A 13420-nucleotide genomic window follows, 5' to 3' on the forward strand; every position below is an offset into this window, starting at 1 on the left:
TAAAAACAAACTCAAAAACAAAAAACAGGCATAAAAACAAACACACTATCGAGTTCACAAACAACACCCACACACCCACCAAAAGCACTCAACTTTCGTTGGTTACCTCAGTGAGGGAGGCAGTCGATTCGAGCTTTTCTCGCTCTCGGCGACAGGAAAATAATTTACACACCTTCGTGGCAACTCGTCAAATCATTTTGACGTGAGCGTCACCACACTCGGCGCGAAGGCTCATTTTCTCCTCAAATTCAGCCACTTTGACGAGCTAAACACAAATTTCTTCTTCTGACGATTGCCACTCTCCTCACAGTGACCAGGGCACCAGTCGCTTGCAGGAACCGATGCCTTGACAGCGTCAATATGCTGTCCACAGCCAGCCCACGTCGTCTTTCCGCAGATGTCACACTTCACCGGTCGACACATTGTTCATTCCTCTTCCTTTAGGGTCTTCGAAGCAATCGACGATTGCTTCACCGTCATGTCTCAGTAGTCCAATAGTTCCTGATGGCAATGAGCCCACGCTTCAGGGCATCAGCATTCACCCTGCGCGAATGCGTATCCAACGACGAAAACCAGGAGACAAGCATTGCTGAATTGGAGAAGCTTTTCCTTTCCCTTTCCTAGATTTTCCAAACATTAGCCCAAACGTGACTAGTCCTTTGCCTTTCCCGTACAATCACCTTGTCAATCGCTACGCCATGTAGCGTCCCATCTTCCGACAAGGTAACGAGCATGCTTCCTGCTTCTTCATCGATTGTCGACTCGATTAACACAGTCCTCGACGTTCTCAACACCTGGCTGTACTCATACATCCTGATCGCACTGCTTATCGGTGGCGGCCTCTACTTCTTCATTCGCACCAAAGGCTTGCCTGTGCGTATGTTCCGCGAATCAATCCGCGTGGTCACCGAGCCCCCAGAGAAGAAAGGCGAGCTTTCATCCTTCCGCGCACTGATGGTCTCCACCGCATCGCGCGTGGGCGTCGGCAACATCGCCGGAGTCGGTACCGCAGTCGCTCTTGGTGGCGCAGGCTCCGTCTTCTGGATGTGGGTCATCGCAACACTCGGCGCCGCGTCAGCATTCATCGAATCCACACTTGCCCAGATCTACAAGAAGCGTGGCCACTCAGCTGACGACCATTCCATCGGCGGCCCCGCGTACTACATCCAGATCGCGCTCAAGCAGCGTTGGCTTGCAGTGATCTTCGCAATCGCATTGATCCTCACCTACATGGGTGGCTTCAACCTGCTGGCCTCGTTCAACGTCGCTGACGCATTCACCTCGTACTCCTGGTACCACGAAGGCTCGACCCCGTACATCATCGGCGCAATCCTTGCCATCGCGATGGCACTATCAATCTTTGGGGGCACACGGCGCCTGACTTCGGTTACCGGCGTCTTGGTTCCGATCATGGCCCTCATTTACCTGACCGTTGCTGCGATCGTCATCATCTTCAACTACCAGAACATCCCCGCAATGCTCGCCGCGATCTTCCAAGGCGCCTTCGATTTTGAAGCAATCTTCGGCGGTTTCGCCGGCTCGGCAATGATGCTCGGTATTAAGCGCGGTCTTTACTCGAACGAAGCCGGTGTCGGCTCTGCTCCGAACGCGGCTGCGTCCGCATCTGTTTCACACCCCGTGAAGCAGGGCTTGGTCCAGATGCTTTCCGTCTTCATCGACACGATGATCATTTGTACTCTGACCGCGTTCCTGATCCTCTCCTCTGGCGTCCAGGGTGGTGACGATCTGAAGGGCGCTCCGCTGGTTACAGCTTCGATGCAGACCGTTCTCGGTGGCGTCGCTCTGCCGTTCACGACCACCGCGTTGCTGCTCTTCGCATTCACGACGATCATCGGTAACTTCTACTACGCCGAGGTCAACCTGCGCTTCCTCGCTGGTGGACGCGTTCCGATCTGGGGGCTGCAGATTTTCCGTGGCATCGCAGTGATTCTTGTGTTCTCGGGTGCTCTTCTGGACTTCTCAGTTGCATGGAACCTTGGTGACCTATTGATGGGTCTCATGGCTCTGATCAACCTGCCGGTCATCATCATCTTGGGCAACAAGGCCATTAAGGCTGCGAACGACTACCAGGCGCAGCGCAAGGCTGGAAAGAACCCCGAATTCAAGGCGACTTCCATCGGTATCACCGAAGAACTCGACTACTGGAAGTGATAATCACGCTCAACTAGTTCTGACCTCACATCCGTGACGTGTGGCCCTCGTTCAGAAATGAGCGAGGGCCACACTTTTACCTTTTTCAGGATTAATTTCGAGAAGGCAGCCTCGTATCGGCATTCATCAGGCGGGTACACGCTTTCCGTTTCGCGAATCATCCCACCAGTCAGTTTTTCCAGCTCAGGCATACGAGGCAACGAAATCAGGCTCCCAGCTGGTAAAACAACATCTCAGACGACAAAACCTGCCACACCGAACCTCGTACACCAGCGCACACGCACAAGGCCCACAGACGCGCATAACCCAGTCACAGCCCAAGGCTCTTGACCAACCTCAATCAGGGACAAACACACCTGGGCCGGACCTGCAATGCAGATCCGGCCCAGGCCTCGGCAATTATTCACCAACTGGCACGAGCACGAAAGGAACAAAGGCTTGCGCCACGATGAGGCTTACCGCTGAGTTGCTAGGTAGCTTTCCCCTTCAAAAACCACCCAGAAACGTCATTTGGCTACTTCGAGAAGAACTTCTTCAGCTTCCTTCGTCCACAGACCATCCACCAGCTTGGCAGCAACCTCAGGGTACTTGTCACCAAGTTCCGTCAGCGGCGTCAAACCAAGGTCATGCAGGGTCGGGAAGACCATGATCTTACCCCCCGACGTACGGTTGATCACCGCGTTGATGGCGTCGCCGAAGCCTGCCATACCGGTCACTGCGTACAGGGAGATCGACGTATCAATGATGCCGGCTTCGATCTTGCGCAGAACGGTACGCATATCGGAAACATCAGAGCCTGACGTGCCCAGCATGAAAATCTTGCGCTCGATGATGCCCTGCAGATCAAAGTCACCAAAGGTGCCCGCCGGAATACCAGCGAACGCATTGAGGATCGCACCATCTGCACACATATCGACAGCCTGAGAAACCAGCGCCGGCACCGGCACCAGGCAGGTGATGTAGGTGTAGCCGTACTCAAGCGGAGTGGTGGAGGTGTTGATGATCTCCAGCGGAACACCGTTCTTTTCGGCGGTCGGGCCAACGGTCTTCTTCAGACCTGCCAGGCGATCGTCAGAAAGGTCGGTGCCGACAACGGAGATGCCCTCAACACCGGAGGTGACCGCACGCATCGTGTGCATCACACCCATCGGGCCGGCGGCACCGATGAACGCGCATTTATCGTTCGGACGCAGGTCGCCGTTAGCGGGGATCCATGCATAGCCTTCGCGCGGGTCCGTGCCGACGGTGCCACAGAAGCGGATAAAGTCGTAGTGAACACGACCGATGTCAAGGCTGACCTTGCGGGAGATGGTTTCTCCGCCGAGGACAACACACATGACCGCACGGGTACCGAGCAGCAGAGACGCCTTTTCAATGCCGTCCGCGTCCGCTCCGAAGAAGACGATGTCATCGAAGGTCTGTCCTTCAAGACCATCAATACCGGCAACGTCAACGGTAACGATCTGCGCAGGCTTGTGATCAGCGGTCAGCTCTTCGACAGAGCCTTCGCCGACAACCAGCAGGCGACCACCGTCTGCAACGTGGTTGCGCTCTGCCCACGCGTAGGAGCCTTCAACGGTTGCCCACGGCTCGATCAGGCCAACGGCCGCTGCCGACGGACCCTCGGTCACGTGGATCAGGAACTCTTCACCTTCGGGGGAGACGACACAACGCTCATCGACGACCGTGTATTCCTGAAGGGCACCGTCGAAGTTGTAACCGAATGCGCCATTGGACTTCGCAGTGCGCAGATGCTTCCAGTCAGCCTGGACCAGCAGACGATCGCCAACCTTGAAGTGGGTGACCTTCTCGCCTACCTCGACGACGCGGACAACGGGCTCGTGACCCGGAACCGTCGGCTGGGAGCCGGGACGGTAGTTCGGGATCTCGGCAAGTGCTTCGGGGGTGATTCCCGCGATGACTTCGGACTTACGCGGGTGCTTGTCGAACTGGTGCAACAGCTTCGTGTCAGAGAAGCAGATGCCACATGCCTCAACCTTGAGCATCATCTGGTGAGGGCCGACCTTGTCGATGCCCTTCTCCTTGTTGACGACGAATTCTTCGGCGCCGACGATCTGGATCGCATACTGCGATTCGGGGTACTCAGTCATTGGATTCTCCTTATTTTCCGGATCAAGCTTGCGCTCAGTTCATCATGACTTGGCCACCCGTAACCGGGACGGCCTGGCCGGTTTCGTATGCCTGCTCGACGATGTAGAAGATCGCGCGCAGAACGTCGATGCCTTGGGCACCACGACGCATCGGAACCTTTGCTTCGTAGAACTCCTTGACGTCCGCGACAGTCTTCGCGCCGGGGACCTTGCCCGAGTTCAGGTACTGAACGAACAGGCCACGGTCGGGGTCAGACCAGAGCGGGCCGTCGTAGAAGTTACCGGGGCAGATTGCGTTGACCTTGACACCATGCTCGACCATCTCGAGGGCGAAGGACTGGACCAGGCCGATGCCACCGAACTTGGAGCCTGCGTATGCGGCGTTCTTGTTCGAGCCCACCAGACCGGACTTGGAGTTGATCTGGATAATGTCGGTCAGCCATGCACCGGATGTTGCATGCTGACGAGCAAGCAGACCACCAAGGTGCTTGGTAACCAGGAAGAATGCGACGTAGTTGATGTCGGTCGACAGGCGGAAAGCAGATGCGTCTTGTTCAAGGACAGATCCCGCACGAACGATGCCTGCGTTAGAGACGATCAGGTCGATACCACCGGTGACCTTTTCGATTTCCTCGGTCATCGCGGTCACGGATTCTTCATCCGCAACGTTGACGGTAATCGGGTACGTGGTGTCTTCGCCGAGTTCCTTGCACTTGGCAGCAGCGCCTTCGCCGTTCAGGTCAGCGATGTAGACGAAGCAACCCTGGCCGACGAGGCCTTTGGCGATCTCGGCACCGAAGCCCTGTGCGCCACCGGTAACCAGCGCGACACGACCGGAGATTTCACGGTCGTTGCGCGGGGTCGCGGTGATCTCGTAGGTTTCTTCGCCGACGGTGACGACGACGGGAAGTTCGGTTTCGGAAAGAGTCGAAGCGTCAACCGTTTCAAGGTTGGCATCGAGGGTCAGGGTCGCAGCCTTATCGGTTGGGCGAACGATGACCGGTCGAGCAAGCGCGCTCAGGAACAGGCCTCGAAGCAACGGTGCATGAGTCATGTTTAATCCTTCGGATAGTTCTCAGACGGTAGGAATATTTGCTGCGACTTCAGCCGGATCTGCGCCATCAGCAATAGCGCGTCCAAGCGGAGCGTAGGAAGCAATACGGACGGCAAGGTGCTCAGGAGTGAGTCGCTCGCTACCCAGGATGTTGTACTTCGGATCGAAGCTGGTCAGGGCCTCGTGCGCGACAAGTGCCCACGTGGCCTCGTTGAGATCTTCGAACTCGGGGCGACGCAGTTCGGGGCAGTTGAAGAGCTGGCGTGGCTGGTTAATGTCGACGCCGGAGATCTCGAGCATGCCGTGCTTGACTGCGAGTTCATGGATTCGCTTGAGCTGTTCCGGAGTGTTACGCGGAGGCATATAGGTAACAGCGCGCAGGCCCTTTTCTTCGAGAGCTTCGAAGAGCTCGTCAAGGAATTCATCTTCGAACTTTTCAGCCTTCTTGTCGCCGGTCGGCGAAGCGGAAACATCACCGAGGTAGGCGTAGGTGGCAATGGCACCGATGGAATCTGCGAACTGAACAACTTCCTTCGCAGTCGGCAACTCGTCAGTGGGCTGAATGTAGATGCGACCCAAGTATTCCGACTTCAGTACACCCAGAAGATCGTAGACGAGGTGCGGATTCTCAGCGTCACCGAGTGCGCCTTCGAGGGCTGGCGGAATGTTGACACCCATGCTCTTCAGGCCATCGACGAGGCTCTGACCGCGACCGAATCCCTTAATGAGAGCCGATGCCATCGCGGCAAGCAGGTGGCGCTCTGTGATACCGCCACCGTTGGCATACTGAGAGATGCCGACCATGTCAGTTTGAGGATCGAAAGGCTCCAGGCCAAGACCAACGAGGATCTTGTTCGCGGCCTCAGCCATCTTCAGGGTGCGCTCGAGACGGGCAGCGCGCTTGGGCGCCAACCACTCGGTAACCTTTTCGCGAGCAGGAGCCGGAACACCCTGAACCGTCATGTAGGCGATGCCTTCGGAGTCCGGATTGTTCAGCTTACGAGTAGCAAACGGACCGTCGGGATCAAAGAAAGCGCGGATTTCAAAGCCGGTGACTGAGCCCATTCCCAGCAGACGACATGCGCCGGTCATTTCGGGCGCAGCTGCGATCGAGTCATGATCGACGGAGCCAACAACACGCAGGCCTGCGCGACGAGCATTCAATGCTGCAGCGGTCGGCGTGTAGGGGCTGAAGGAGTAGCACGTATGAATGTGGTTGTTCGATTCAGGAACCCACGCGGGGAACTCTTCATCATTCAGAACTGCGGCAAGAGCGGCGAGGCGGTCCTCCTGGCTCAGGCTAACGTCGTTGGTGGCGTCCATCGGATCCTCGTATCGAAATGTAGAAAAAAATTAAAGCGTTAAATGCCTGATGGCACCGGTGGGGCGAGCCGAAGCCCGCCCCACCGGGTCAATCATCAGAGACCGAGACGGTTGCGACGAGCAATCTCGCCTTCAGTCTGGTTCGACGAGGGCACATGGCCCGGGAGCGGAACAATGCGCTCGTGGATTGTGTCGATGATCCACTCGACCTGCGGGAAGAAGTAGGACTCCAACTCGGGGCCGGGGGTGATGCCGTTGCGCGAGCCGACAACCGCGATCGGCGCGTCGAGAGCGTCAAATGCGAGAGTCTGGACGTTCGCTGCAACGGTGTTGAGGAAGTTGCCACGCTCGACAGCATCGGAGGTGAGAAGCAGGCGACCTGTCTTCTTCACGGATTCGATGAGCTTGTCGTAGTTGAGCGGTGCGACGAAGCGGAGGTCGATGACCTCGGCGCTCATGCCGTACTTCTCCTGAAGGACATCAGCAGCCTCAAGTGCACGGTAGATCGTTGCGCCGTAGCCGGCGATCGTGATGTCGGTGCCTTCGCGACGGATTGCCGGTTCACCTTCGGGGGTCTCGTAGTAGCCTTCCGGAACACCACCGGGCTCGAATTCTTCGCCCTTGTCGTACAGGAGCTGGGATTCGAAGAAGACAACCGGGTCGGTGCCACGAAGAGCAAGGTTGAGCATGCCCTTTGCATCGGTCGGCGTGGTCGGGAAGTAGACCTTGAGGCCCGGGATGTGGGCGGTCAATGCCGACCAATCCTGCGAGTGCTGTGCACCGTACTTGTTACCAACGGAGACACGGAGGACGAGAGGCATCTTCAGCAGGCCAGCGGACATGGACTGCCACTTTGCCATCTGGTTGAAGACCTCGTCGCCGCTTCGGCCGAGGAAGTCGCAGTACATGAGTTCGACAACTGCACGGCCACCGGCCATTGCGTAGCCAACGCCTGCGCCGACGATTGACGCTTCAGCGATCGGCGAGTTGAACAGACGACGGTACGGAAGCGCTTCGGTCAGGCCACGGTAGACAGCGAATGCGCCACCCCAGTCACGGTTTTCTTCGCCCCATGCGGCCATCGTCGGATCTTCCTTGAAACGATGGAGCATAGCTTCGAAGAGACCATCACGGAACTGGTACATCTTCATCTTGGAAACGGGCTTGCCGTTCTCGTCCTTAGCGGTGCGGATCTTGCGCGAGATCGCGGCGACGCGCGGGTTGTTTTCGAGATCAATCTCCGCTTCGCCTTCTTCCATCTTCTCGGTCGGCGTGTTCGAGAACATAACCGTGTCGATGTAGCCGTCGGCAACGCGCGGGCAGGTGTCTTCGTCGATGGCAAGCTTGAGGACCTTGACGAGCTTTTCGGTGAGGGCAGCGGTGTAGTCCTCAATATCGGACTGCGTGGTCAGACCGTTGGAGATCAACAAATCCGAGTAGGTCTTGATGCAGTCGACCTTCTCCCAGAGCTCGACCTCGTCCTTGGTGCGGTACGAGGAGGCATCCGACGGGGAGTGACCAGAGAAGCGGTACGTGATGGTATCCATGAGGACCGGGCCACGTCCCTCTTCGAGGATCTTCTTCTTGCGGGAGACGGCGTCGGCAACAGCCAGCGGGTTAATACCGTCGACGCGCTCTGCGTGCATAGCCTCGGGGTTGAGGGCTGCACCGACACGGGCGAGGATGTCGTACCCCATGGTCTCACCGAAGGTCTGACCGCCCATGCCATAGAAGTTGTTGAAGAAGTTGAACAGAATCGGCGGGTTGCCACCGTCCTCTTCACGCCACAGCGTGCGGAACTGATCCATGGAAGCGAAGTTCATTGCTTCCCAGACCGGACCACATGCAAGGGCTGCGTCGCCGACGTTGGAGACAACGATGCCGGGCTTGCGGTTGATGCGCTTAAAGAGTGCTGCACCGTTTGCGACTGGAGCAGAGCCACCAACGATTGCGTTGTTCGGATAGGAGCCAAACGGCAGGAAGAAGGTGTGCATCGAGCCACCGAGGCCACGGTTGAAGCCGGACTTGCGGGCGAAGATTTCCGCGAGGGCACCGAAGAGGATGAAGTTCTCGGTGAGGTCCTTTGTGTCCTTGTAGTCGATCTTCTCTGCGAACGAGAGGGTCTCGCCGTCGAGGAAGGTCTTCATGATGTTTTCAAGCTCACCGTTTTCGATCTGGCGCATTGCCGAGTAGCACTTGGCAAGAATTTCACCGTGCGAACGATGCGAACCAAAAACCTGGTCATCCGGGGTCAGGACTGATGCCTGGCCAACGTATGCCGATTCCTGACCGATACCAAGGTGAGCCGGACCCCTGTGGTTGTAGGCAATGCCCTGCCACTCGCCGGTCTTTTTGATGGAGTCAAGCATGGATTCGAAGGTACGGACCACGATCATGTCGTGGAGCATGTTCACCATGCCGTCCTTGCCGTAGCGACCAAGTTCGGTATCGAGATCAAACGTGTACTGGTTCACCGGGATGTCCGGGAACTGAATATGACCTGTCGCGCGGACCTGCGACGGGTCGATGATCAGAGACTTCGTCATTGTGTCTTACTTCTTTCTTCGTCTGTGGAGGTTCAGAGCTTGACGGCCCAGGCAGCCTCGCGAATAACTTCGGAGACAGTCGGGTGGGGGAAGACAACCTGACGGAGGTCTTCGACGGTCAGTTCCATTTCGAGGACGGCCTGTGCGCCCCAGATCATTTCTGCTGCGTATGCGCCGAGCACATGGATGCCGAGGACCTGGTGGGTCTTCGGATCAACGAGGATCTTGGCTTCACCAGGAGCCTTGAAGCCGTTCTCCGCAATGAAGCGACCAGACATCTGAGCGGGGACCTTTGCAACTAGGACGTCGCGGCCTTCGCGCTTTGCAGCAGATTCGGTGAGGCCAACGCCTGCAGCCTCGGGAATGGAGAAGACTGCCCACGGAACAGTGTTCCAGCGCATAACCTCGCCAACCTTGCATGCATCGGGGTTGATGATGTTCGCGGAAGCAATTTCTGCCATGCGGTATGCGGCGTGTGCTAGCAGTGAACGGCCGGTGACGTCACCAATTGCCCACACGTTCGGCAGATTGGTACGCATGCAGTCATCGACAACGATGCCTCGGTTGATTTCGAGACCCGCTTCTTCGGCGCCCCAGCCAGCGGTTGCCGAGCGACGGCCAACAGCCATGAGCACGACGTCAGCTTCGAGGACCTTCTTTTCGTCACCCTTCGAGTAGTGGACCGTTGCGCCGTCGAGAGACTCAACGCGGCAACCGAGTTCGAAGGTGATGCCCTTCATCGCTGCGCGCATCTTGGCAGCCATGTCATCATCCATGAATGGCAGGATTTCCGGGGTCATTTCGATAATCGTGACCTCCGAGCCGAGGGTCGAGTACAGTGAAGCAAACTCGACGCCGATAACGCCACCACCGATAACGGCGAGACGCTTGGGGACCTCAGGCAGAGAGAGGATACCGGTCGAATCGACCAGGTGCGGGTTGTCCTTGACACCCGGCAACGGCGGAACAGCGGGAACCGAACCGGTTGCGATGATGACGTGCTCGGAAGTGTAGGTGATACCGTCAGCGGTGACCTTGCCGGGACCGTCGAAGTGACCACGTGCGGACACAACGGTGACGCCTGCTCGCTTTTCGGTTGCTGCAACACCGGAAACGAGGCCCTTAACAACCTTTTCCTTCCAGTCCTGCAGGCGACCCCAGTCGAGGGTCACGCCGGTTGCGTCAACACCGAACTGACCAGCTTCCTTGGCGTGCAGGTAGTTCTTTGCACCAGCAAGGAGGGTCTTGGTCGGGATGCACCCAACGTTAAGGCAGGTGCCACCAAGGTACTGCTCTTCAATGAGAAGAACCTTTTTGCCGGCGTGCCCCAGACGCTCGGCAGCAAGGTAGCCACCAGGGCCTGCGCCGAGGACAATTACGTCGTAGTGAGTTTCAGTCATTATGTGTACTCCTAATTACTCAAGCCAGAACAGTGACGTCGATGTTTTCGATAGCGACAACGAGGTCCTTCAGGAAGCGTGCGCCGTCGGCGCCATCAATGACCTGGTGGTCGATCGTAAGCGACAGGTTGATACGTTGTTCAACACCGATCTCGCCGTCAGCTTTGACAACCGGACGCGGCGTGATGGTGCCAACGCCGAGGATTGCGGTCTGCGGGCGGTTAATGACCGGGGTGAAGGTTTCGATGCCGAAGGAACCGATGTTGGACACCGTGAAAGTGCCACCACCAAGAAGGTCGGGGCTGATCGTTCCAGCGATGGCGTCAGCTGCGAGGCTCTTTGCCTGAGCAGAGAACTGCTTGAGCGACAGGGCCTGAGCGGAGCGGATCACGGGAACCAAAAGACCGCGCGGAGTATCGGCTGCGAAGCCGAGGTGAACCTGCTCGAACTTGGTCAGGGTGCCATCCTCGAGGTGAGCGTTGAAAACCGGGTACTTCGGGAGCGTGCGGGACACTGCGAAGCAGACGAGGTCGTTCAGGGTGATCTTGTTGAGGCCCAGAGCTTCGTCTGAGTTCTTGACCTTCTTGCGCATCGCAAGAATGCCGGCTGCGTTGGCCGTCGTGTTGAGGGTCAGCTGTGCCGACTCCTGCAGGGATGCCATCATGCGCGAAGCAACAACCTTGCGGACACCCTTGAGCTTCTCGGAGGTGGAAGCACCCGGGAACTCTGCAGCAGGAATTGCAACTGCAGTCGCCACGACGGGAGCCGGAGCAGTCGGGTTTGCCAGATCAGCAGTCGTCACGCGACCACCAATACCGGTGCCTTCGCCAGTAGCCACACCTCCTTGCGCCTGCGCCGCTGAAGTGTACGCGGGGCCTGCTGCAATAGCGGCCTGAACATCACGTTCGATCACGCGACCGTGAGGACCGGAGCCCTCAGCAATCGCAGCGGTGTCAATACCCTTAGAACCGGCAAGAGCACGAGCGCGCGGGGAGACTGCACCGGTCGCAGCGGTCGTAGCAAAGGACGGCGCGGGAGCTGCTTCTTGAGCCGGAGCGCTTTCCGCCGCTGCTTCAGCAGCGCCGGCCTCGTCCGCCGAATCGTCAGCGGGAACAAGAGCGGAAATATCTTCGCCGGGCTCGCCGACGATGATGAGCGGATCCTTAACCGGAACCTCGTCGCCCTCTTCCCACAGGATCTTCAGGACGGTACCGGCGTCAGTGCTCGGCACCTCCATTGTGGATTTGTCGGTCTCAATCGAGCAGAGAGTCTGGTCAACAGCGACGGTATCGCCAACCGAAACCTGCCATTCGACGATAATGCACGACTCCACAGAGTTGCCCAGCTGGGGCATCACCACGATGGTGGCCATGTGTTTCCTCCTAGACGATGCGTAGCTGCGTACGCTCGGTCAATTCCTTGATGGATTCTTCAGGAAGGTCGCCATCGGTAATGATGCCGGTGACGTCCTCAATTCCCATGAAGCTAACGAAGCCTGCTCGCCCAAACTTCGAAGAGTCTGAAAGCAACCAGGTTTCCTCCGTGCGCCCTCGCATGAGACTGCCAACATGCCCACCTTCAGCGAGCTGGGTTGTCAGACCTCGTTCGACACTGAATCCGTCAGTGCCAAGAAATACTAGGCGCGCGTTGAAGTCATTAATGGAACGCTCTGTAACAGGGCCGACCAAAGATTCGGTTTCAGCATGGAAGCTACCGCCGGTCAGCGTGACCCGAATATGCGGGTTCGGACGAGCATTCTGGAAAACAAGAAGAGAATTAGTAACGACCTGAACGCCACGACGTCCGGTCAGGTGCTTGACGACAAGAGCGCACGTCGTGCCAGCTTCGATCATGATGCGATCATCGTCGCGCACCATTTCGGCGGCCGCGCGGGCAATGCGCTCTTTGTCCTCGATTCGGTCAGACTGACGCAGTCGAATATTGCGGTAGGCAGTCGGACGAGCACCACCGTGGGTGCGAACAAGATGACCCTCATCTTCGAGGTCCTTCAAAGTGGTTCTAATCGTGACAGGCGAAACGTCGAGTTCTTCAGCCAGGACGTTAACATTCACCTCGCCTTCAACGGCAAGGCGATCAAGGATGTAACTGGTTCGTTGTGCGCGCCCCACACCCATCCCCTCTTCGTGAGCATCGATTAGATTGTCACTTTCGTTTCGGTTTTTACAGTCTAGCAACTAAAACGAAAATCAACAAGACCTGCCTCACAAGAAATAATAGCGACAATTCACTGAAAAACTCACGAAAATATACGCAATTTTCACTGAAAAATCGCCAAATAACGAACTGCACTGTCGCTCAAACACTCAACGCGCTTGAACAACAGTGCAGTTTCGTATGAAAGTTCTACGAAAGACTCATTCTCCGGGCTGACGAACGCCCACAGTCAGCAAAAGATTGCCGTACAGGCGCTGTTCGCCAGTCGCCACAATGATGCCCACATCTTCGCTACGCGCTGCATCGTAGAAGTCGAAACGCGACAGCTCACCGAACTCGGTATCGGGCAACTGGGCCTTGAACTCATCATGGATCGGGATCTCAACGGCCGGCTGATCGGGAGCCGGAACCATGATCTCTGCCTTCTCGATCGGGCAGACCTGCTTCAGAACTTCCAGAATCTGAAGAACGTCCAGCATGCCAGGAGCGAAGTTCAGCGAGATAAGCTCGCAACGCTCAGACACACCGGTGGTGTGCGGGTAGTTCGCATCAGCAAGCAGAATCTTCGAACCGTGGCCAGCCGCGGCCAGTGCACGCAGGAACTGCGGGTGCGTCATTGCTCCATAGATCATGAAGATC

At 57.3% G+C, this 13420-nt stretch carries 9 protein-coding genes; 1 reads left to right on the forward strand and 8 read right to left on the reverse strand.

Translation table 11 applies throughout. The features are described from left to right. The first annotated feature begins 732 nt into the window (after positions 1-732). Positions 733-2172 (forward strand): alanine/glycine:cation symporter family protein, encoded by a 1440-nt coding sequence (locus tag QP381_RS07855; RefSeq protein WP_285068342.1) that lies wholly within the window; start codon positions 733-735, stop codon positions 2170-2172. 506 nt (positions 2173-2678) lie between these two features. Here the strand turns inward: QP381_RS07855 and QP381_RS07860 are convergent. From QP381_RS07860 to QP381_RS07895, 8 genes are all read right to left on the reverse strand, one after another. After that, entirely contained in the window at positions 2679-4283 is a 1605-nt protein-coding gene (locus QP381_RS07860) for an alcohol dehydrogenase catalytic domain-containing protein (protein ID WP_103632460.1), read from the reverse strand. A gap of 34 nt (positions 4284-4317) precedes the next feature. Further along, positions 4318-5337 (reverse strand): SDR family NAD(P)-dependent oxidoreductase, encoded by a 1020-nt coding sequence (locus QP381_RS07865; RefSeq protein ID WP_006680213.1) that lies wholly within the window; start codon positions 5335-5337, stop codon positions 4318-4320. Between the two features lie 21 nt (positions 5338-5358). Then, a complete protein-coding gene (locus tag QP381_RS07870; protein ID WP_006680214.1) occupies positions 5359-6660 on the reverse strand; it encodes a PHP domain-containing protein in 1302 nt (433 codons plus the stop codon). 95 nt (positions 6661-6755) lie between these two features. Beyond that, positions 6756-9206: an alpha-ketoacid dehydrogenase subunit alpha/beta gene (locus tag QP381_RS07875; RefSeq protein ID WP_219585448.1), complete on the reverse strand. Its 2451-nt coding sequence runs from the start codon at positions 9204-9206 to the stop codon at positions 6756-6758. A gap of 32 nt (positions 9207-9238) precedes the next feature. Beyond that, positions 9239-10606 carry a dihydrolipoyl dehydrogenase gene (lpdA, locus tag QP381_RS07880; protein ID WP_006680216.1) on the reverse strand — a complete coding sequence of 456 codons (1368 nt, stop codon included), beginning with the start codon at positions 10604-10606 and terminating at the stop codon, positions 9239-9241. Between the two features lie 19 nt (positions 10607-10625). After that, the gene (locus QP381_RS07885; protein WP_006680217.1) at positions 10626-11978 is read right to left on the reverse strand and encodes a dihydrolipoamide acetyltransferase family protein; all 1353 of its coding nucleotides are present in this window, start codon (positions 11976-11978) and stop codon (positions 10626-10628) included. 10 nt (positions 11979-11988) lie between these two features. After that, complete coding sequence (locus QP381_RS07890; RefSeq protein ID WP_006680218.1) at positions 11989-12735, reverse strand: DeoR/GlpR family DNA-binding transcription regulator; 747 nt, start codon at positions 12733-12735, stop codon at positions 11989-11991. A 246-nt stretch (positions 12736-12981) separates the two neighbouring features. Next, positions 12982-13413, reverse strand: coding sequence for an RbsD/FucU family protein (locus tag QP381_RS07895; RefSeq protein ID WP_006680219.1), 432 nt, complete (start codon positions 13411-13413; stop codon positions 12982-12984). Positions 13414-13420: the final 7 nt, after the last annotated feature.

The sequence above is a fragment of the Pauljensenia sp. UMB6358 genome, assembly GCF_030216865.1.
Lineage (GTDB): Bacteria > Actinomycetota > Actinomycetes > Actinomycetales > Actinomycetaceae > Pauljensenia > Pauljensenia turicensis_A.